This window comes from Rhizobium sp. BK008, from assembly GCF_014197345.1.
Classification (GTDB): domain Bacteria; phylum Pseudomonadota; class Alphaproteobacteria; order Rhizobiales; family Rhizobiaceae; genus Rhizobium; species Rhizobium anhuiense.
Genome location: NZ_JACIFK010000004.1, coordinates 176,717 through 195,946, shown reverse-complemented (window position 1 = coordinate 195,946; position 19,230 = coordinate 176,717). Strand labels below are relative to the sequence as shown.

Genomic DNA, 19,230 nt, shown 5'->3' with positions numbered 1-19,230 from the left:
ATTTGGGTTCAGCCGCCAACTTGATCGCGGGGTTCTCACGAGCAATTTCCAAGCGGGCCAATGCTCAGTAACACGCGCGTCATTGCGTCAACGTCGCCGCTCCTTCGTCGTAAGGCACAACTGCAAACCCGCCGCGATGCTTCAGCGGTTCCCGACCCTGGGCATAGCCGTCCTGAGAGCGAGGCGAGCGTTCGTGCGGATCGCAAACCAATTGCAATTTGAAATCAGTCGAGCTATTTTACCGCATGCGCGGATGTGCCCTTTAAGGAAAGGAAGTGGCATGGCTAAGCTCGTGTTCGGAATGAACCAGTCGCTGGACGGCTACGTCGATCATACGGAATTTGGGCCAAGCCCGACGCTCTTTCGCCACTTCATCGAGGGGACCGAGCGGCTGGCGGGCAGTGTCTATGGCCGCCGAATGTATGAGATCATGCGTTACTGGGACGACGATCAGCCTGAATGGGGTGCAGACGAACAAGCCTTCGCGCAAGCGTGGCGGAAGCAGCCAAAATGGGTGGTCTCACGCTCGCTGACGCCTGTCGGCCCCAACGCCACGCTTGTTACGGGTGATCTCGAGACCGCGATCCGCAAGTTGAAGGCCGAGCGCGACGGGGAGATCGAAGTTGCCGGCCCGAACCTGGCGCGAAGCCTGACCGAACTCGGCTTGATCGATGAGTATCAGATCTACCTGCACCCCGTCGTGCTTGGTCACGGTACGCCCTATTTCGCCGCACCGCGGCCGCCGCTTCGCCTTGTAGCCCATGATCGGATCGACGAGAATGTGATCCGCTTGACCTACGCCTGCCTGATCGCCCGGCTTGCCGGATGGAAATCCGATCGGGTCAGGGGTGGACCCAGCGCGAGGAGGTGAGGGCGCCGAGATTGTCATAGGCAAAGACCGCGCGCCGGTTGTCGGCATGGCGCAGCTGGAACCAGTCGAGCGTCTCGGCCCGGAATATCAGCACGCCGAAGAAGGCCCGTCCGTCGGCGTCTGCGACCGTACCCTCGCTCGCAGGCCACTCCTCGATGTCGTCGCCCGGCGGCCCGCCCATATAGGTCCTGCGTGTCGATGGCGGCAGCAGGCTCCAGGCCTCGGCCGCGCGTTGGCTTGCCGGTCCATAGAGTTCGGCCGATCCCTGAAGGCGAAGCTGCACCCTTGGCTGCGGGCCGAAGCCGAGGATGGCGACCGAAGGGTTGGCCGATATTTCCTGCCATTTCGGGCTTCTGACATCCGTATGGATTTCCAGGCTGCGCCGCGCCGCATCCGCGCGCCGCAGCACGACCATGCGGGCCTGCGGCCGGCCGCCGGCATCGACCGAACACAGGTTCAGGTAGCGGAAGGCCGACTGCGGATCGGCAGTCGCGCCTTCGAGTTCGGCCCAGGCCGATGCATCGACCTCGGCGAGGGTCACCGTGCCGCCTCCGCCTTGGCATTCCTTGTCTCGCCGTCTTTGACGATCCAGCAGCACATCGCTGTTCTCCCCCAGCGTTGAAAGCGATCCCGATCAGACAGACCGGGTCAGGCCGCCGTCAATCTTGAGGCTCTGGCCGGTGATATAACCCGCCCCTTCGGAAACGAGGAAGGAAATCGTCGCGGCCACTTCGGCGCTGGTGCCGTAGCGCTTCATCGGCACGCTGTCGCGGCGCTCCTCCGTCGCCGGCAGGCTGTCGATCCAGCCCGGCAGCACGTTGTTGATACGAATGCCGTCGCCCGCAAAAGTATCGGCGTAAATCTTGGTGTAGGCGGCAAGTCCGGCGCGGAAGACGGCCGAGGTCGGGAACATTGCCGACGGTTCGGCCACCCAGGCGGTGGAGATGTTGACGATCGCGCCCGACTTCTGCGCCTGCATGATCGGCGTGACCAGGCGAACCGAACGGATGACGTTCATCAGATAGATGTCGAGGCCGGTATGCCACTGTTCGTCGGTGATCTCGGTGATCGGTGCACGGGGCCCGTGACCGGCGCTGTTGACGAGGGCGTCGATCCGGCCCCACTTTTCCATGCAGGCGTCGACCAGGCGCTTGAGGTCGTCGTTGGACTGGTTCGAGCCGGTCACGCCGATGCCGCCCAGTTCGTTGGCCAGCGCCTCGCCCTTGCCCGACGAGGACAGGATGGCCACCTTGAAGCCGTCGGCCGCCAGCCGCCTTGCCGCCTCCGCACCCATGCCGCTGCCGCCAGCCGTAATGATCGCTACCTTTTCTACTGCCATCGTCGCCATCCCTGCTCGATTTTACGCCCATTGCCGGGCCTTGATCCTTCGAATACCATGCGCCTTCAATGAGAGCGAACCAGTTTTCCTGAAATATCCCTGTAGAAAAACTATCGAATGTCCATCGGCAATCTCCCATCCCTCAACGCTCTCAGGGCCTTCGATGTGGCGGCGCGGCATCTGAACTTCCGGCTCGCCGCCGAAGAACTCGGCGTGACGCAGGGCGCGGTCGCCCAGCATGTGCGCGGGCTGGAGGCGGAACTCGGGGTGACCTTGTTCGAGCGCCTGCCGAAATCCTTGGCGCTGACGGGCGAGGGGCGCAGCTATGTCGCCGACGTCAGGCGCGCCTTCGAACTGCTTGCCAATGCCACCGCCAACCTGAAGCCGCAGCCGGTGAAACTGACCGTCAGCACGACGCCGACCTTCGCCTCGAAATGGCTGATACCGCGCCTGCCGGACTTTACCGCCAAACATCCCGGCCACGACCTGCACATCCTCGCCACCGATCGAATCTCCAGCTTCCAGACGGATGGCGTCGATCTCGCTGTCCGCTACGGCACGCCGCCCTTCGGTCCCGGCCTTGCCGCCGAGCTGCTGTTCGAGCAGGACATCATTGCGGTCTGCAATCCGGGCCTCGTCCCGGCAGGCCGCGAGCCGCACAATGCCGGTGAACTCACGCGCCACACCCTGCTGCACGACGTGCACAATTTCTGGCCGGAATATATCGACCGCTTCCTCGGCGGCGGCGATCCCACGCTGTTTCGCGGCATCAGCTTCTCGCAGACATCGCACGCGATCGAAGCCGCGATCGCCGGACAAGGCATCGCCATGGCGACCCGGGCTTTCGTCTCGACCGATATCGAGGCAGGCAGGCTGCGGCAGGTCTTCGATGGCGTGCTCAGAGCGCGGGCGGGCTTCTATCTGGTGAAGCCGCGCTACCGGAAGTCGGAAGCGGTGGACAAGCTTCAGGATTGGCTATGGTCGGAGGTGCAGGGCTGACTGTCTGCTCATCTTCCGTCAGTCGCCACATGTTCGGGAAGCGGCCGCATGGGGAAGGCAACACACCAGGCGACAGGCACCAACCCCGTCATTTCTTTTCCTCCCAGTATCTTTGCCAGAGGTCGAGCCTGGGTTTCAGCGTATCGGCTCCGAACGTCGCGCCGCGATTGGTGAAGTCGAAGACCCTGCCGACGGATGGGTCGTGGTGAGGCCATCTTGGCCATGAGCCGCCATTGGGGTCACCGCTCGTTGCAAATTGAACCCAGTAGGCACTCGCCAATGTGGCCATGGCCCAGTCGGCCGGTGTAACCTTGTCTTTCACCAGGGCGTTTGGGATGTTGAGCGTATAGGGAATTTCGAAGCCGTGCAGAGTGCCTTTCCATGTCGGATCGTTGCGGAGAGCCTCGGCGACATAGGAGAAACGATACCACCACGTCAGTTGACCCGCGCGGATCATCTCGTCAGCGAGATGGCGAGACGGTTCGACAAGCGTTTTGTCGGCCAGAACCTGCTGCGTCAACTCATCGAGGGCCTCTTGGCCTGTGGGATCATAGAGCGTCCGGGCTTCGGCCGCATGGTTGCCGAACAGGGCGAAGAGATCGTCTTTCGTCGCGGCCTCACCGATACCGAGATCACGACTATTTGCCCCGACGATGACCGGAACCGGCGCTTGACGGCCTGCCGCAAAAGCCGCTTCCGGCGTTTCGAGCAAAAACCGTCCGTCAAGAATCGAGCCGGAGATGCCGATGACCGGCTTGCCTGTCGACATTCCCGCCATCACCTCTGGTGCCGATGCGCCTTCGGTCAGTTTTTCCGCAGGCAGCGCCCGAAGGGCCTTGAGAGCGTCGGCATCGCGACCATTGATGCCAAGAGAAGCCGCATAGTCCAAGGCGGTTTTCTCTGCTTCTTTCAACGGTGACAAGGGAGTGCTCTGCGCACGCGCGGTCGGGAGACCCGGTGACTGGAGAATGGCGCCGCGGAAAAGCCCCCGTGATAACGGCGATATCATGTGCGCCGTCACTGAGCCGCCACCGGCCGACTCGCCGAAGATCGTCACTTTCTTCGGATCGCCGCCGAAGGCTTCGATATTTTGCTGGACCCATTTCAAGGCTGCAAGCTGATCCATGTAGCCATAGTTGCCGACGGGCTCGTCGGGGGATTCCTTTATCAGCGCCGGATGGGCAAAATAGCCGAGCCGCCCCATGCGGTAGTTCATGCTGACGAACACGACTCTGCGGGCGGCCAGCTGACCACCGGGATATTGAGGGGTGTTTCCATGAACAAGAGCGCCGCCGTAAATCCAGACCATCACCGGGAGCGGTGTTTTGGAGCGCTTGGCGGGTGTCCAGACATTGAGCGTCAAACAATCCTCCGACTTCGGCAGGTCGTCGGTCTGCATGCAGGACGGACCGAAATCGCGGGCATCCCTGGTCCCGCTCCAGGGCTTCATCGGTCGGGGATTTCGCCATCTCAGATCACCGACCGGTGGCGCCGCATAAGGAATGCCTTTGAAGCTGACGACTGAGCCCGACCTCTCACCCTTCAGAGTTCCGCTGTCGATTGTAACGGTGTCGTCCGCCGCACCCAAGCGTGGCGCGAAAGTCATCTGACAGGATGCGACCGCGAAAAAGAGCAGAAACTTGTGACTGCGTTTCACAAACACTGCACCCTCCAACCGCCAGGTTCAGGGTAAAATACTCCGATAGAACGGCATCGAACAGCGTCCATCCGACGTCGACCAAAGTCCGGGAGCGGCAGGCATCGTCGGTATCGCCTTCAGCCCTGAAGGCTCGCGCCACGCTTCATTCGCCGATACCCCCGACAAGCTCCCATATATCGACCTTCTCGGCCCGTCCCTTGATCTGCACCAGGCCGAGCGGGCGAAGCTCGAAGCGATCGGCCACAGTGTCGTGTATGGCTGCACTCACCAGGATCGAGGTGTTGAAGTCCTTGTTCAATCCTTCCAGGCGTGAGGCGACATTGATCGTATCGCCCATGGCCGTGTACTGCTGACGCGAGATCGCGCCGAAGCTGCCGACGACCGCCGGGCCGGTGTGCAAGCCAAAGCGGGTGAAGAGTTCGGGGCGGCCGTTCAAGCGATTGGCTTCGTTCAGGCCGTCCACCGCCGCTTTCATGGCAAGCGCGCATCGGCAGCCGTTTTCGGCATGTCCGGCATCTGGAACAGGGGCGTTCCACATGACGAAAATGGAATCGCCGAGATATTGCACGACGGTGCCGCCATGGCGCTCGGCGATGGTGTTCAGGAGTTCGAAATAGGCCGACAGCGTATCGACCACATCCTCGGGTGAGTTGAGCTCGGAGATGGTGGTGAAGTCTCTGATGTCGGTGAACAGCACCGTCACATCCTGCCGCTTCGCCTTGACGAGCGTTCTTGCCTCGGGATCGATGATCCGCCGGACGACTTCACGCGGAACATAGAGGGCAAACTGGCTGATGGCATGACGGCTGGCCGCCAGCGCGCTCGCCAGCGTGTTGATCTCCGATATCCAGGAATGCGACATGGGCTTTTCGCCGATGTCGAGATCGCCGATCCTGCGCGCCTCGTCGGCGAGACGATAGAGGGAGCGGCTGACCATGCGCGACAGCAGCACCGATGCGGCGACACCTGCTATCACGAAGGCGCTGGCGATGAGGAGATTGTGCAGGAGCAGCCGATTGGCCTCGGCCACCAGGTCCTCCAGCGGCACGACGATTGCGGCCACGCTTCCCTGGAACAGGCCGGAGACGCTGACGGGGGCGAGCTGCACGAGATGGCTTTCGCCATCGAAATCGACCCGCGCCAGGCCGCCGGCGGCAAAGGCCGGATCCTGCCGCAACCTCGCCACGGTTTTAAGGCTCGCGTCGAAGCTGTTTGCACTCGCGGCAAAGCCCCCCGATGTCCTCGACCACAATCCGATGATCCTTTTCATGATATCGGGGTCGGAATGCGCGACGAGATCACCGCTGCCATCGATGATGTAAGCACGGGCATGCGGCGAAATCTCGCGCGTGTCCAGCAGGCGGCTGATGGTCTGCAGGTGAATGTTGATGCCGACGACCACCTGACCATCGTTCCGCATCGGCGCGGCGATCGTCAGCGTCGGAACATTGAGCGTGCCGGTGATATAGGGGCCGACGGAGACAGGCAAACCGTCCTGGACGACGGATTGATACCACGGGCGTTGCCGAGGATCGAAGGATGCAACTTCGACGTCGCGCTCGCCGATCTCTCTTGCCTGGCTGTCGAGAAAGCGAAGCGTCGAGATGACGTCGGCGCTCTGTCTCCCGGCGATCGTCCGGATCGCGAAAGCCGTGCCATCCGGGGTTGCGAGGGTCCGGCGGACGTCCTGCCTTTCGGTGTTGATGACCTGCAGGTATGAGCCGTCGGCATAGCCGGTGTAGATGCTCGTCGCGTTGGGGACGTTTCGCAGGACCTCCAGAAAGAATTGCTGTTTCGCGTCGATATCCCGAGGCGGCGGGGAGGCGAGCTGCGGCAGGGTCGATGCGAGTGCGACCGCCTCGATGCCTCCCTGCAGCGTATTGCGATATCCCTCGATCAGCCGCAGGCTCATCTCGCGCATCTGCTTCGCGCCGGCGCTGACCGCAGCGTCGCTTCCGTGGCTGAATGCCATCCAGATGATCGGCGTCGACGTGCACAGCAGCGATGCGACGACCAGGACGCCGAGATGCAGTCTTAAGGGTTTGGACCAGCCCACGGGATTTCCCTCGAATGCTCTCCTGCCTTGCCGGGCAGGAACGAGCACTCCCAACGATTTCAAGCTAACTGCTTTTTGAAAGCTTGCACAAGGCGGTGAAGTCAGTGCCGAAAACGATTGGGATCAGCGGGGTTGCGCGGGCGGTGTCAGCGCTTGTATTCGGGCTCGCTGCGATCGAGCGCGCGCTTGACCGACTCCAGATGCAGCCTGGCCGATTCCGGGTCGCCTTCGCGCATCTGCCGATACGCCGCTTGCGCGATCTCCGGCGCGACGGCAAGGACCTGGCGCCCGGTCGAGAGCGCAAGCGTCTGCACCTCGCAGGCGCGCTCGAGATAATAGAGGTCGTCCCAGGCCTCGGCGATATTCGGTGCGCAGACCATCACCCCGTGATGCTTCATGAAGACGATGTCGGCATCGCCGATCGCAGCCGCGATCCGGTCGCCCTCGCGCGCGTCGAGCGCCAGGCCGTTATAGTTGCGGTCGACGGCCGTGCGCCCGTAGAATTTCAAGGCGGTCTGCCCGGCAAAGATCAGCGGATCGCCCTCCGTCATCGAAAGGGCGGTGGCATAAGGCATATGGGTGTGGAACGCCGCCCTGGCACGGGGAACGTTCTTGTGAATCCGGGCGTGGATGTAAAAGGCGGTGGCCTCGGGCTGGCCGCTGCCCGACACGACGTTGCCGTGAAAATCGCAGATCAGCAGCATCGAGGCCGTCAGCTCGGCAAACGCGTAGCCGTAAGGGTTGACGATGAACAGGTCGTCGTAACCGGGAACGACGGCCGAGAAGTGGTTGCAGATCCCTTCCTCCATGCCGAGCTGCGCCGCCATCCGGAAACAGGCGGCAAGATCGACGCGAGCCTGCCAGATGTCATCCGTATCGAGTTTCGGCTGATTGGGGCCGCCGGCGGGCGATGGGGCTGTGTTGAGGGAGTGCGCCATGGGGTCGTCTCGGATTGGTGTCGGAAGGAGAGGGGCTGTGTTCTGGATTACGCCCGGATTGGTCTGGCATCAAGCCGGCTGGGCGCAAAGATGGTTCGCTTCATATCCTGTGGCAGGGCGGGCATATTTTCATTCAGCCAATTCGCGCATGACCTTGATCAGCTCCGACTTGCCTTCGAAGCCGATACCCGGCAGCTCGGGCATCAGGATATGGCCATCGATCACCTCGACGCCATCGGGGAAGCCGCCATAGGGCTGGAACAGATCGGGATAGCTTTCGTTGCCGCCGAGGCCGAGCCCGGCGGCAATGTTGAGCGACATCTGGTGGCCGCCATGCGGGATGCAGCGCGACGGCGACCAGCCGAACTGACGCAGCACGTCGAGTGTGCGCAAATATTCGACCAAGCCGTAGGAAAGGGCGCAGTCGAACTGCAGGTAATCGCGGTCCGGCCGCATGCCGCCGTAACGCAGCAGGTTGCGGGCATCCTGATGGGAGAACAGGTTCTCGCCGGTCGCCATCGGTGCGTCGTAAAATTCGGAGATGGCGGCCTGCAGAGCGTAGTCCAGCGGATCGCCGATCTCCTCGTACCAGAACAGCGGATAGTCGCGCAGCACCTTCGCATAGGCGATGCCGGTCTCCAGATCGAAGCGCCCGTTGGCGTCGACCGCAAGCTGCGCCTGCGAACCGATCTCCTCCAGCACGGCTTCGATGCGGCCCCGGTCCTCGTCGATCGACGCGCCGCCGATCTTCATCTTGACGACGGTATAGCCGCGGTCGAGGTAGCTCCGCATCTCCGCCCGCAGAGCGCTGTTGTCCTTGCCGGGGTAGTAGTATCCGCCGGCGGCATAGACGAAGACCTTCGGGTTGGCCTCCCGGCCTTTCATCTCGGCGAGAAGACGAAACAGCGGCTTGCCCTCGATCTTGGCCACCGCGTCCCAGACCGCCATGTCGATGGTGCCGACGGCGACCGAGCGCTCGCCATGACCGCCGGGCTTCTCGTTGGCCATCATCCTCGCCCAGACCCTGTGCGGATCGAGATTGCTGCCGGCCTCGTTCATCAGGCTTTCCGGCGCCGCTTCGAGGATGCGGTCCCTGAAGCGCTCGCGGATCAAGCCGCCCTGGCCGTAGCGGCCGTTGGAGTTGAAGCCATAACCGACGACGCGGCGCCCATCCCTGACGACATCGGTGACGACGGCAACCAGGCTGGCGGTCATCTTGCTGAAATCGATATAGGCGTTGCGGATCGGTGAAGCGATCGGCTTCGTGACCTCGCAGATGTCGATGATGCGCATGGCAGGTTCCATTCCCTTCGCCGAAGGTGGCTGATGACGATGGTTTCATTTTGATGCGCGGCGGTCGGCGCGTCCAATGCCGATGCGGGTTCTATCAGTGCCGTTTCGGCATCATCACTTTGCGCAAACAGGCAGGGAACCGCAAAGAAACATTGATTTGTCAGGCGCCATGCCGTCTTTTCAGTGTTGACATGGCACTGCAACCGTCAAAGGAAACCTTCCGTGGAGACCGCATGGCTCGCCGACCTCCAGGCTCTTGCCGAAACGCTGAACTTCTCGAGAGCGGCGGAACGGCGCAACATCACCCAGCCCGCCTTCGGACGTCGCATCAAGGCGCTGGAAGAATGGTGCGGGTGGGAATTGGTCGATCGCTCGACACACCGGCTGAAGCTGACGCCGGCGGGAGAGCTGATGCTGGAGGCGGCGAGCGATATTGCCGCAAGGCTTGAACGCGCCGCCCGCGATCTCGCGCAGATCAAGGCGGCGACATCGACCGTCACCTTCGCGGCCACCCACGCGCTCTCCTTCATCTTTTTCCCCTCCTGGATTCAAGGGTTGGGGCACAGCGCCGCCGCCATGCCCATCCGGCTGCTCTCGGACAATATGAACGAATGCGAGAAGATCATGCTGGAAGGGCGGGCCCAGTTCCTGCTGTGTCATTACCAGGAACACAGCGGCATCCGGCTGGACATGCAAAATTATCGCCATGTCGTGCTCGATGCCGACCGGCTCGTCCCGGTCTGCGCCCGAAAGAAGGACGGAGAGCCGCTTTACAGCCTCTCCGGGACGACGGGCGTTCCGCTTCTCGCCTTCGAAGAAAAGTCCGGCATGGGGCGCATCCTGGCTGCAAACCTTGCGTCGCGCATGCAGTCGCTGCGTCTCGACACGGTGTTCACCTCACACCTCGCCATGGCGCTGAAGGCGCTGGCGATCGAGGCAAAGGGCGTTGCCTGGATTCCGCTGAGCCTTGCAAGCGACGAGACAGGCCCCGGCGGCAGGCTCGCCTTCGCCGGGTCTGAGGAGTTGGCCGTCGATGTGCAGATCGTCCTGATGAGGCCGCGGGCGCGCATGACCGAAATCGCAGAGAGCTTCTGGACCCTGGTGTGCACCAGGGATTGACCTGACGGCGCATGGTGCAATGATCCGTGTGGATCAGCAACGAGAGGTTGGCATGTCGATCGCTACCTTGCCCGCGCCACCCTATTACGTCGTCTGCTTCTCATCGCAACGAACCGAGGTCGAAGACGGCTATGGCGACGTCGGCGCTGCGATGGTGGAGCTGGCGAAGCAGCAACCCGGCTTCCTGGGTTTCGAAAGCGCCCGCCGTGCCGACGGTTTCGGCATCATCAACTCTTATTGGCGGGACGAGGAAAGCATCCGGGCCTGGAAAGCGGTTATCGATCACGTCGAGGCGCAACGCCGGGCCCGGACTGACTGGTATAGGCGCTATGAAATCCGCGTCGCCCTCGTTCAAAGAGCTTATGGATTCGAAGCGGATGCCGCCAAGCTGCGATGATCCTTGCCCTGCCATCGGCCGCTGGTATGGATCCCAGGCTCGAGGCCTGGGATGACGGAGGGTGGGGGCGCGAAGGGGCCTGTTGCCTGTATTGCCAACACAGGGTTGTATCGAGTGTCGACGCAGGAGGCACGGGCGCGGATGAACTTCGTGAGGCTTATTGGATTATTAGGTTCGATGGCATGGATTGTTTACGGGCCGTGGGCCAATGCCGGCTCCTTGGGTGATGCGACTTTTAGGAACATCAATTGGCCAAGCAGCGAAGTTGTCGGATCTATCGTCCTTTGATGCTCAGGCGGTTTGCCTGCTTCAGCCTTACCAAGACCGACTGTCTTCCAAAGACGCGTTCGCCGCCAGAGTGAACATGTATCTCGTCGCGAACAACTACGTTGCGGATGAGGGCCATTTTGCATTCGTGCTCGTTGGGAAGGAAACAATCGAGTTCGCCCCGTTCAAACGGTCCCAAAAGCTTGACGTCTTGGCAAGGCACGAGATTTCCTCATCGGCCGAGGAGATGTTGCCGAAGGGTTTTGCGCCGCACGCCTGCGCCAGCGGTCAATCTGCAGGCTTTGTGAAGATCGGACTGCGCGCAAGAACCTATGTCGTGCTTGGTGAACTGCCCTAGGCACGCAATCGCTGACGCGATCCGGTATTTTGATCCGATGGGGATGTGACTGAGATGGCCGGCGAGGATCTCCGCGGGAGGCGGGTCGGGGGGCAGGGTCTCGACTTCACCCTGCGTCTTCATCGGGCTTGAGCCGAGGATCCAAGCTGGGCTCCATCAGCCACGGGCATTGTACCGGAAGGTAGCTCATAGGAACGAGGCGGCTATGCAGATTGGGGCCATCTGGTTGCCCAGGATCATAGAAGATGCCGTTATCGGCGTCATAGAGGATGAAGTGGTCTCCTTCGACATGGACTACCGCTACCCCGCAAACATCGTCCCAACTCTCGGCTTTGCGTAATCCGCCAGTCCGCCAGCCCAACGCGCTCAGGACGCCGCGCAGTTCTTTCCATGTTGTGTAATGATTGGTCTGAACGCCCCAATCGATCATGCTGGCAATTTGGTCGTAGGGTTTGCCCGTCAACATCTGCAAGACGAAAACGCCGCAGCCATCATCCCTTGGACATTGCGTAACAAATTCGAAGCGGACCTTATCGGTTGCGGGTTGTGTCAATGTTCAGTTCCTGCGGTTAGGTGTCGGACGGCGCCTTGAGTATCGACTCCCATGACACCCACGTAGCTGGTTGCTTCGAATTGCCTTCCGTGGACATTCAACTAAACGTTTGACGGGGCGGTCTCGATGCTGTTGCCAAGTGACTTTAGAGCGTGCTGCCAAATTGCGGCTGCACTCTCTGGCGGCGGCGTGGATGTGACGTCCAAGACCAGGGTGTTGGGATGCTTCGGATCAAAAACCTTGTCCCGCCGGCTTCTCTCCCTGGAGGCTTGCGCATCGGTCGCTTTCAGATCGTTGCGGCGCGCGGGCATGGAGATACGGCGTGCCAGCTCATCTTCGTCGCAGAGCAGTCTCACGGGTACCAGGACAGCCCCGCAGCGTTGAGCGGCATCGTCGAACTGCTGGTAGGTGCGAAGACTGCGCTGATCACCATCCCGGCCGGCATGCGTGAAGATGAAGTTAGCGGAAGGGCCGGTGTATTCGGCAATTGCATCCAACACGGTTTGCCGAATTCGTCCCGTATAATCCCATATTCCTTCAGGAAGGTGGCCCGTTCCATCATCGTCCAGGAGACGCAGAACCGGGTTGTTGAACCAGTGATTGTCGATGACTTTCGCCGAGGACAGGCTTTGCAACTCCCTTGCGATCGTCAGTTTTCCAACGCCCGGAAAACCGATCAGCAAAATAAAGATACGCATCATCCTATGCCTTCAGATGCCGAGGGATCACGTGGGGCGCAGAATAGGCGATATACCGAATGCTGCAATGAGCACTTATGGCGCAGTGCTGAAGAGTCCGCCTTTCCCAATGGTGAGCAGAGACTGACGCCGGCCCTTGCCTTGCTTTCTCTCGCATCTGAACTACGGTGCCGACAGGGTTGAAGGCGTTGATTGGGGGAGTAGTCGCGTGCGTTTGCAGAGCCCAAGCGCCTGGATGACGGTGGTGGTCGCAGATGGCGGCACGCATAAAGGCCTGTTGAATGTATGGGTCGAGACGTCAGTCCTCAAGCGGCCGTAGGGTATGCCGTGGGAGCAGAAGGCCCAAAGGCGACCATGAGAAACCGTAGCAAACCGCGCTTGGGAAAACGCAGCGCCGACACTCCACCGGTCGACGCGTTCACACGCAATGCACTTGCATCAGATCAGACCTGGCTGCCGGATATGATGGCTGACGGAAAGCCACCCCTTACCGCTGAAGCCTTTGTAGAGGGCTATCTCGCGAATCCTGGCGAATGGTATTGGTCGACGATTTTGCTGCACGATCCGAAAGAGATCGTGCTGAAGCGGGTTCTCGCCATTGTCGATCAAGCCGAATTGCCCGGCCACGAGCAAGCGCTCGGCCAGTTGGGCGCCGGTCCGCTCGAAGACATGATGTCGGATGAATTGCTGGATCATCTACAACATCGGCTGCCGTTCACGCCTGCCATGCGATATGCGCTCAGCCAGGTTCGAATGTCCGGCGAACCTCCTGTCTTGCAACAGCGTCTCAATGCCATGTTTTTACGGTAGCGCCTCGACGATAGCGCGCATGGATCCGAGGCGCGCGGCCTGGGGTGGATGCTACAGCAGACAGACTTCCGGCTTTAGTTCGTCAGGTAGGTTTGAAGGAATGTGCGAACGCTGCGGATGGATTTTCCTGCGGCGTCCGGATTGTATTTTTCGATGTGACCCAACACCCTTTTTCCCACCTTGAACTCCGGGGCGTCAAAATCATGGTAGGTGCCCTTGTAGATATTGAGCTCGATGGGCAGGCTATCGTCACTCATCTTGGCAAGCCTCTTCCGGCATCGCTCGGCCGGGCTCCAATTGTCTCGATCGCCGGTTAAAATCAAGATCGGCACCGTCGCATCGCCCTGCGTTGCCGCACAGAGGGGATAGTAGGCAACCGCCGCGGTGAATTTGCGGTCCATCAGCTGTTCGTTGCCTTCGATTTTCGTTCCCTCCAGCGTCGCCGTGCCGCCAGTTGAAAAGCCCATCAAGGCAACGCGCCTGATATCGACAAAGCTTTGTTTCGATAAAAAATTCAAAGCGCCGTAGGCGTCGAAGACACGATCGGGGAGATGGCTTTGACACGGATCGCTGATATTGCGGGTGGTGAAGCTATCGACAACGAGCACGACGTAGCCCCATGAGACCAGTCGTTTCGGCCAAAGCTCCTTGATGCTCAGACGCATACCCTCGCATCCATGCAGGACGACGACCGCCGGGAAAGGGCCATCACCGCCGGGGCGGGACAGATATCCCCGCAGGGGCGTACCTTGCGGTTGCGAAAGAATTTCTCCCTGTTCTCGCGCCTTGCTTATTCGAAAGGGGCTTAGCTTGACGGGCGCGCTTTCGAAGTGAACCAGTTCGTCGGCATCAGCCGGGTTTGCGGCGAACGTGACGCCGAGAAAAGCGGCAAGGCAAAGAAAAAGTCTCGTGGTTTTCACTGAGCTTCTCCAACGTTGGATCAGCAGCCTGCAGATTATACGCCGGACCTGAAGGCGCGCAAAGCGGGTGGCGTTCGGCTGCCGATTGGGTTGGATTGGCTGGATTAAATTACCGCGCGTGGCGGCCAGAAGCGCTTGATCACCCCCTGGCAGGTCGTTTATGACTACCGTAAATCCAGGCTGCGAGATTTGAATCCAGGGGGATGTCCACCAAATCGGCAACGCTCTCCTGTCGTATGCGCCTGGCTAAGGCTTGCGGACCGGTCATTTTTGAAGTCCGGACAGCTTCCTCAGATCATCGTTGATCCTGCTCTGCCATCCTCTTCCGCCTGACCGGTAGTGTGCGATCACATCAGGATCGAGCCGGATGGTGATGGTCTGCTTCGTCTGTTCGAGCGTCGGTCGGCCTCTGCCTCTGCGTATCTCGTCGACATGGTCGAAAAACGCATCCGGAAGGATCTCTACCGCCGGCCGGGTCGATGCAAGCTCCTCATCGGTGAGTTCGGGACCATCGACTGCATCCCAATCCTCTTTCGAGTAGCCATGGCCGGGCTGAAATTCCTTCTTGACGGGATATTTAGCGGTCACGAAAGCACCTTGCTTTCCTTGTTGCTGGCTGGGCGAAAGCTGATGAGCGAAACGGCCTCGCTGCCAAGCAGCGCATAGACGACGACGGCGGTTCCGTCCTCAATAGCCGATGGCGTTGAAGCGGCCGCCGTGGCTGGCGTAATCACTGCATCTTCCAGTCGAAGAAATACACGTCTCCGAAATCGAGGCCAAGCTTCTGAAGATTGGCGATCCTCTTTGCTTCGTCCCAGGTGATTTTCACCACTTGTATGTACATTAATTCGCGACGTCATGAGAACAGCAATGTTCGCCTCGATTGCTCCGGCCTCGCGGGCCGCCGTGGTGACGCCGAACGATACCGCCATCGTCGGTGCGCGTGCGCTTGATATCGGCACGGCGGGCGACGTTGCCATTGCGTCGTGGCGCTGACCGGGACCACGGCATCCAATATCGTCGCGCTTTTTTAGAGAATTCGGCGGCAGCGCCTCATGGGAAGACCGATCATTCAGTCAGGCGATCGCCGAGAAGATCTGCGAGCGCATCGCCGACAGAGAAAGCCTGCGGTCGATCTGCCGTGACGAGGACATGCCGGCGAAATCGACCGTGCTGTCCTGGCTGGCGGACGAGGAGAAGGCGGCGTTTCGGGCACGCTACGCCCTGGCGCGCGAGCTCCTGGCCGACGATTTCGTCGACGAGATGGTCGAGATCGCCGACGATCGCAGCAATGACTGGATCGAGAAGAAGAATGCCGCCGGCGAGACCACCGGCTGGCAGGAGAATGGCGAGGCGATACGGCGGTCGCAGCTGCGCATCGCCACCCGCCAATGGGTCGCCGAGACGCTGAAGCCGAAGAAATATGGGGCCAAGGTCGAGCTCGATCATGGCGTGACCGGAACATGTCGAAGGGATATCGATGGCGATGGCTGTCTTGCGCGGCACGGCCGCGCCTTGACGGGCTAGAACGTGGTTTCTTGTACTAGCCACCAGACGGGAAAAAATGCCAGTGAGATAGCAGCCAGCCAGACCGAGGCGAACTTGATCAGATACAGTCGTCTCGCTTTGGCTTCGTTCCACTCGTAGTACATCGCCAACTCCAAACTTTAGGCGTCGCTACTGAAACACCGCTCCAGCGATGAGTCGAGTGCGGAACTGCAACACTTGGCAACGGCTCGCTTCGGCGCGCGTTTTTCTTTTCCATCACGATCTGGAGCTTCCCATGCAACTCGTCTCCGACTGGAAGCGGGTGCTTCGCCATGCCCGCTCCGTCCAGTTATGGGCGGCGGCATTCCGGCGTCAAGATCGTTGCCTTCCGCTGCTCGGCCGCACTGTCTCCACCCGCACAGTCCCGCTGACATCAGTCGGCACCGTTGGCCACCGCAACGATCGCCTCCGGCATCAATGGGTTGGCGACGGGGCAGACGGTTTCGATCTCCGGCGCCACGCAGACAGAATGTAACGGCAATGTGATCATCACGGTCACCGGGCCGAACAGTTTCACTTACAATTTCGCGGGATCTGCCACCATGCCGGCAACAGGCACGGTCAGCGCCAACGACCTCTATCTCCGGGCGGAGTATCAAAACTTTCGGCCAACAATACGTGGCCGGCAGATGGCACGGATGCTTCCGGCAAATGGCGCCTTCGTAGCGACATTCTCGCGAAAACGAATGCTTGCTGCGACGAGGCGATCGACACCTACGCGGCATGGGTTTCCGGCTTCCGGGATGGCGTCTGGCCGGGCATGCTGGAGCTGCCGAGCACCGTGGTGACGGTGCAGTCGGGAACGGACGGGGTTGTGACCTACACGACTATCGAAGTGGCGGATGCCAGCATTTTCGCGCCGGAGCAGGAGATCAACACCTATGCCGGGCCGGATGGCATTGCCCGCCTGTCGACCACCTCGATCGGCAGCATCTCCGGCAATGCGATTACCATCTCGATCCCGCGCGCCACGGTGCTACCGGTCGGCTCCATCGTGCGCCCGAGCGTCACGCCGGATGGCGTTCATCCCTACGGCGCTGTGATCGACGGTGTCGCCAATGGCATTCCCCAGTCCGAAAAGCTGAAATTTTATCCCTAGGTGAGCACCGAGAGCGATGACATCCAATGACGATATCCTCCGCGCGCTCGGGCGTGTCGAGGGCAGGCTGACAGGCATCGAGGACAATGTCGCGCTTCTGCGCAGGGAGGTCAGCGACGAAAAGACCAACGCGCACGACAGCCGCGCCGTGATCCACGCGCGGCTCGATGAGCAAGCCAGACAGATCGCCCATCTCGATACCAGCGTGGCGATCAGCGGCGGCGCGGATGCGCAGATCCGCCAGGAGATCAAGAGCCTTAAAGAGACCGTCGAGAAGAACCAGGAGACGGTCGCGCCGGCGCTTGAAGAGTGGAAACGGATGAAATCGATCGGTTACGGCTTATCCGGGCTGATCGCCTTTGCCGGGCTGACGATCGGCGGCATTATTGCCTATGCGAGCGATGGCGCGGTGGCGGCGTTGCGACATTGGTTGAAGATCAGTTGAGTTGAGGGCGCCGATTGTCCGCGGCTTCGCACTCCATCGCACTCGCAGCACGCCTCAAGCAGCCGTTTTTTGGTCGGCGGAGCTACGTTGCCAAATCGAACCAAGCAAAACCCTTAATTTTAGACATCACTAACGAACAAATCGGCGGCCTGTTGGTTTTCCTCTCAGGAGGAAACGGCCATGAAAACCATGAGCAATCGCCAAGTTCGCATTCCCGGCCCGCGAGAGCACGATGTTGCCGAGCATTGCCGCAAGTTTGGGATCGGCCCGGCGGAGGAGAAGAAGCTGAAGAAACTTCTCGGGTCTCGGGCGCCGCTCCATGAAATCCAGGCCAATGCTCCGCCACGGCAGCCAAGGTGGCGTTAGAGAATTTCGGGAAAACTGCGAAGCGGTTTCCGTCGGGAAGTGCGTAAAACAAAGGTTGGAGCGGTTCGGCTTTCATCAAGGCTGAGCCGCTTTAACGTGAGAAGGGGACGGCGCATCTGATTGTTTCACGCGGCATTACAGCAATGATTCAAAGATTGAGCGGAACAGAGCAGTGCCGCAAACGCTCGCGAAAGAGGTATTGTTGCCTGGGTTTGAAATGGGCGATCTTGCTTGCACATGAGCCGGTTGTTCGGCTCGTTCCGCTTCGCTCCGCTGAAAGCCCCGCTCCGGCGGGGTTTTTGTTGGCGCGGGATGTGGCCGTCGATTTTCGCCCGGCCGGAGCCTGTCCGTATGACGGCTGCCGTCTTGCCCGGACAGGTTGTCTATTATCCCTCTGTCGGTTTTCCCGGGGGGTGTGGTGTCGGATCTCTGCCGGGAACTTCCACCAATATCGGGGGTTTTGCCCGCGGATCGCGCGGTAGGTTTCGTCTCCTGTACCCACTGCTACCCCTGCAGTTGCTGCGCGGTCCACTGATATCAACGGGATGACGGATGAGGCTTTGCATCTCGGCGATCGCCAGCGGGCGAATCCGTCTGTCGTTCGTCATCGGCGTCTGGAGATTCAGCCCTTCGAAGACGCAGGTGTGTGTGTTTGTGTCGACGTCCGCATGTGAAATGGCTCACGACGGCACAGCTGCGCGGGGGTCGCCTATCAGTGCCGCAGTTGGCGCGACAGCATCAGGATGTAATCGTCGGCGATATCGGCAACCACCATGGCGGCTTCCGCGGCCGTGTATCCCCTGCCGACGGCGTCGCTGACGATCTTCATGACGGCGGGTTCAAGTGCTTCCCGGCAGTCGGAAAGGCTTTCGGCATGCGGGCATTTGGCACGAAATTCCAATACGTTGTTCATGGCATACCCTCCATTTGATGTTGCTGCGCCCTATGCGTCAGTTGCCCGATCCCCGGAAGAACCAAGCCTTGGTCCCGGTGGAGCGTCGCTCGCGGGGACCAGAATGACTATCGTAAGAATACGATGGCATAGGCCGCCACGTATTCAAGCGCGCGCTGATATTAAGGTAAGCCAGTAGGGTTAATTCGTCCGCTGATGTTGCATCGTGGCATCGGAGGCTGCCGCAGGCCGGATTGCGATAAGAGGTGGCGCCTCCGAGGTTGTCTTTGGTCAGACGCTGATGCGGCGGCCGGCCTTGTCTGCTTCTTTGCGATTGGCGCCGTGTTTTTCGATGATGGTCCTGGCATCCTCGTTGGAAATGCGGTGTTTTTTCGCGAAGTAGATGACATCGTAGGGGCCGTCAGTCGTAGCCGCTTTGGCGGGCTGGACCTTATTCGCTTTGTCATTGGTCATGATTTTTCCTTCCTTGGAAATGTTGGGCTGGCCATCAGTCCATGTCGGCGCAGACCAGCACCTATCGTCTCCGGATCGGGGATCGGAGAACCGGCAATCTCAACTCGGTGTCCGTCGAAGACTTGGCT

General features: G+C 60.6%; 21 protein-coding genes and 3 pseudogenes. 11 read left to right on the top strand and 13 right to left on the bottom strand.

All coding sequences use genetic code 11. The annotated features are described in order from the left end of the window. Positions 1 to 280: 280 nt before the first annotated feature. Positions 281 to 799: pseudogene (locus FHT69_RS18765) on the top strand (dihydrofolate reductase family protein); the annotation flags it as partial. Between the two features lie 43 nt (positions 800 to 842). On the opposite strand, the gene FHT69_RS18760 reads toward FHT69_RS18765, so the two are convergent. After that, on the bottom strand, positions 843 to 1,412 hold the full coding sequence (locus tag FHT69_RS18760; protein ID WP_183905780.1) for a pyridoxamine 5'-phosphate oxidase family protein: 570 nt from the start codon (positions 1,410 to 1,412) through the stop codon (positions 843 to 845). 93 nt (positions 1,413 to 1,505) lie between these two features. Beyond that, positions 1,506 to 2,210: an SDR family oxidoreductase gene (locus tag FHT69_RS18755; protein ID WP_063476699.1), complete on the bottom strand. Its 705-nt coding sequence runs from the start codon at positions 2,208 to 2,210 to the stop codon at positions 1,506 to 1,508. A gap of 117 nt (positions 2,211 to 2,327) precedes the next feature. On the opposite strand from FHT69_RS18755, the gene FHT69_RS18750 reads away from it, so the two are divergent. Beyond that, on the top strand, positions 2,328 to 3,209 hold the full coding sequence (locus tag FHT69_RS18750; protein ID WP_183904558.1) for a LysR substrate-binding domain-containing protein: 882 nt from the start codon (positions 2,328 to 2,330) through the stop codon (positions 3,207 to 3,209). A gap of 88 nt (positions 3,210 to 3,297) precedes the next feature. Here FHT69_RS18750 and FHT69_RS18745 read toward each other — a convergent pair whose 3' ends face one another. The 4 genes from FHT69_RS18745 to FHT69_RS18730 all read right to left on the bottom strand — a co-directional run bounded on the left by FHT69_RS18745 (position 3,298) and on the right by FHT69_RS18730 (position 9,156). Then, positions 3,298 to 4,872, bottom strand: coding sequence for a carboxylesterase/lipase family protein (locus tag FHT69_RS18745; RefSeq protein ID WP_183905779.1), 1,575 nt, complete (start codon positions 4,870 to 4,872; stop codon positions 3,298 to 3,300). Between the two features lie 139 nt (positions 4,873 to 5,011). After that, positions 5,012 to 6,925: an adenylate/guanylate cyclase domain-containing protein gene (locus FHT69_RS18740; protein ID WP_028757031.1), complete on the bottom strand. Its 1,914-nt coding sequence runs from the start codon at positions 6,923 to 6,925 to the stop codon at positions 5,012 to 5,014. A gap of 146 nt (positions 6,926 to 7,071) precedes the next feature. Then, positions 7,072 to 7,863, bottom strand: a complete 792-nt coding sequence (locus FHT69_RS18735; protein ID WP_028757030.1) for an aldolase — start codon at positions 7,861 to 7,863, stop codon at positions 7,072 to 7,074. A gap of 129 nt (positions 7,864 to 7,992) precedes the next feature. Further along, positions 7,993 to 9,156, bottom strand: a complete 1,164-nt coding sequence (locus FHT69_RS18730) for a mandelate racemase/muconate lactonizing enzyme family protein (protein ID WP_028757029.1) — start codon at positions 9,154 to 9,156, stop codon at positions 7,993 to 7,995. Between the two features lie 222 nt (positions 9,157 to 9,378). On the opposite strand from FHT69_RS18730, the gene FHT69_RS18725 reads away from it, so the two are divergent. From FHT69_RS18725 to FHT69_RS34290, 3 genes are all read left to right on the top strand, one after another. Beyond that, positions 9,379 to 10,275: a LysR family transcriptional regulator gene (locus tag FHT69_RS18725; RefSeq protein WP_028757028.1), complete on the top strand. Its 897-nt coding sequence runs from the start codon at positions 9,379 to 9,381 to the stop codon at positions 10,273 to 10,275. A gap of 52 nt (positions 10,276 to 10,327) precedes the next feature. After that, complete coding sequence (locus FHT69_RS18720; RefSeq protein WP_028757027.1) at positions 10,328 to 10,672, top strand: antibiotic biosynthesis monooxygenase family protein; 345 nt, start codon at positions 10,328 to 10,330, stop codon at positions 10,670 to 10,672. A 364-nt stretch (positions 10,673 to 11,036) separates the two neighbouring features. Further along, positions 11,037 to 11,297, top strand: a complete 261-nt coding sequence (locus FHT69_RS34290; protein WP_246780740.1) for a hypothetical protein — start codon at positions 11,037 to 11,039, stop codon at positions 11,295 to 11,297. 106 nt (positions 11,298 to 11,403) lie between these two features. Here FHT69_RS34290 and FHT69_RS18710 read toward each other — a convergent pair whose 3' ends face one another. Next, a complete protein-coding gene (locus FHT69_RS18710; protein WP_245433268.1) occupies positions 11,404 to 11,850 on the bottom strand; it encodes a hypothetical protein in 447 nt (148 codons plus the stop codon). 101 nt (positions 11,851 to 11,951) lie between these two features. Next, the gene (locus FHT69_RS18705) at positions 11,952 to 12,548 is read right to left on the bottom strand and encodes an AAA family ATPase (RefSeq protein WP_028757026.1); all 597 of its coding nucleotides are present in this window, start codon (positions 12,546 to 12,548) and stop codon (positions 11,952 to 11,954) included. A gap of 354 nt (positions 12,549 to 12,902) precedes the next feature. Between FHT69_RS18705 and FHT69_RS18700 the strand changes: the two genes are divergently transcribed. Continuing rightward, the gene (locus FHT69_RS18700; protein WP_028757025.1) at positions 12,903 to 13,358 is read left to right on the top strand and encodes a hypothetical protein; all 456 of its coding nucleotides are present in this window, start codon (positions 12,903 to 12,905) and stop codon (positions 13,356 to 13,358) included. Positions 13,359 to 13,432: 74 nt separating this feature from the next. Here FHT69_RS18700 and FHT69_RS18695 read toward each other — a convergent pair whose 3' ends face one another. The 3 genes from FHT69_RS18695 to FHT69_RS34685 form a co-directional block, all read right to left on the bottom strand. Next, the gene (locus tag FHT69_RS18695) at positions 13,433 to 14,278 is read right to left on the bottom strand and encodes a dienelactone hydrolase family protein (protein WP_028757024.1); all 846 of its coding nucleotides are present in this window, start codon (positions 14,276 to 14,278) and stop codon (positions 13,433 to 13,435) included. 264 nt (positions 14,279 to 14,542) lie between these two features. Further along, positions 14,543 to 14,866 carry a BrnA antitoxin family protein gene (locus FHT69_RS18690; protein WP_028757023.1) on the bottom strand — a complete coding sequence of 108 codons (324 nt, stop codon included), beginning with the start codon at positions 14,864 to 14,866 and terminating at the stop codon, positions 14,543 to 14,545. Further along, positions 14,863 to 15,012: a hypothetical protein gene (locus FHT69_RS34685; RefSeq protein WP_245433267.1), complete on the bottom strand. Its 150-nt coding sequence runs from the start codon at positions 15,010 to 15,012 to the stop codon at positions 14,863 to 14,865. Before FHT69_RS34685 ends, FHT69_RS18690 begins: the two co-directional genes overlap by 4 nt. Before the next feature lie 136 nt (positions 15,013 to 15,148). On the opposite strand from FHT69_RS34685, the gene FHT69_RS34575 reads away from it, so the two are divergent. From FHT69_RS34575 to FHT69_RS18665, 5 genes and pseudogenes are all read left to right on the top strand, one after another. Continuing rightward, positions 15,149 to 15,274 (top strand): hypothetical protein, encoded by a 126-nt coding sequence (locus FHT69_RS34575; protein ID WP_280952222.1) that lies wholly within the window; start codon positions 15,149 to 15,151, stop codon positions 15,272 to 15,274. Between the two features lie 59 nt (positions 15,275 to 15,333). Next, a pseudogene (locus FHT69_RS18680) lies at positions 15,334 to 15,805 on the top strand (terminase small subunit protein). Positions 15,806 to 16,128: 323 nt separating this feature from the next. Next, positions 16,129 to 16,925: pseudogene (locus FHT69_RS18675) on the top strand (hypothetical protein); the annotation flags it as partial. Between the two features lie 16 nt (positions 16,926 to 16,941). Continuing rightward, positions 16,942 to 17,370, top strand: a complete 429-nt coding sequence (locus FHT69_RS18670) for a hypothetical protein (protein ID WP_028757021.1) — start codon at positions 16,942 to 16,944, stop codon at positions 17,368 to 17,370. Positions 17,371 to 17,550: 180 nt separating this feature from the next. After that, on the top strand, positions 17,551 to 17,736 hold the full coding sequence (locus tag FHT69_RS18665; protein WP_018241117.1) for a hypothetical protein: 186 nt from the start codon (positions 17,551 to 17,553) through the stop codon (positions 17,734 to 17,736). 712 nt (positions 17,737 to 18,448) lie between these two features. Here FHT69_RS18665 and FHT69_RS18660 read toward each other — a convergent pair. Further along, positions 18,449 to 18,649 carry a hypothetical protein gene (locus tag FHT69_RS18660; protein ID WP_047614138.1) on the bottom strand — a complete coding sequence of 67 codons (201 nt, stop codon included), beginning with the start codon at positions 18,647 to 18,649 and terminating at the stop codon, positions 18,449 to 18,451. Between the two features lie 270 nt (positions 18,650 to 18,919). After that, on the bottom strand, positions 18,920 to 19,102 hold the full coding sequence (locus tag FHT69_RS18655; RefSeq protein ID WP_047614140.1) for a hypothetical protein: 183 nt from the start codon (positions 19,100 to 19,102) through the stop codon (positions 18,920 to 18,922). Between the last annotated feature and the right edge of the window lie 128 nt (positions 19,103 to 19,230).

Bases quoted from the DNA above. Each gene is read 5' to 3' on its own strand.
- FHT69_RS18730 (WP_028757029.1), bottom strand. From the start codon at position 9,156: ATGCGCATCATCGACATCTGCGAGGTCACGAAGCCGATCGCTTCACCG.
- FHT69_RS18720 (WP_028757027.1), top strand. From the start codon at position 10,328: ATGTCGATCGCTACCTTGCCCGCGCCACCCTATTACGTCGTCTGCTTC.
- FHT69_RS18755 (WP_063476699.1), bottom strand. From the start codon at position 2,210: ATGGCAGTAGAAAAGGTAGCGATCATTACGGCTGGCGGCAGCGGCATG.
- FHT69_RS18660 (WP_047614138.1), bottom strand. From the start codon at position 18,649: ATGAACAACGTATTGGAATTTCGTGCCAAATGCCCGCATGCCGAAAGC.
- FHT69_RS34290 (WP_246780740.1), top strand. From the start codon at position 11,037: ATGTATCTCGTCGCGAACAACTACGTTGCGGATGAGGGCCATTTTGCA.
- FHT69_RS18700 (WP_028757025.1), top strand. From the start codon at position 12,903: ATGAGAAACCGTAGCAAACCGCGCTTGGGAAAACGCAGCGCCGACACT.
- FHT69_RS18735 (WP_028757030.1), bottom strand. From the start codon at position 7,863: ATGGCGCACTCCCTCAACACAGCCCCATCGCCCGCCGGCGGCCCCAAT.
- FHT69_RS18665 (WP_018241117.1), top strand. From the start codon at position 17,551: ATGAAAACCATGAGCAATCGCCAAGTTCGCATTCCCGGCCCGCGAGAG.
- FHT69_RS18750 (WP_183904558.1), top strand. From the start codon at position 2,328: ATGTCCATCGGCAATCTCCCATCCCTCAACGCTCTCAGGGCCTTCGAT.
- FHT69_RS18705 (WP_028757026.1), bottom strand. From the start codon at position 12,548: ATGCGTATCTTTATTTTGCTGATCGGTTTTCCGGGCGTTGGAAAACTG.
- FHT69_RS18655 (WP_047614140.1), bottom strand. From the start codon at position 19,102: ATGACCAATGACAAAGCGAATAAGGTCCAGCCCGCCAAAGCGGCTACG.
- FHT69_RS18670 (WP_028757021.1), top strand. From the start codon at position 16,942: ATGACATCCAATGACGATATCCTCCGCGCGCTCGGGCGTGTCGAGGGC.
- FHT69_RS34575 (WP_280952222.1), top strand. From the start codon at position 15,149: ATGTTCGCCTCGATTGCTCCGGCCTCGCGGGCCGCCGTGGTGACGCCG.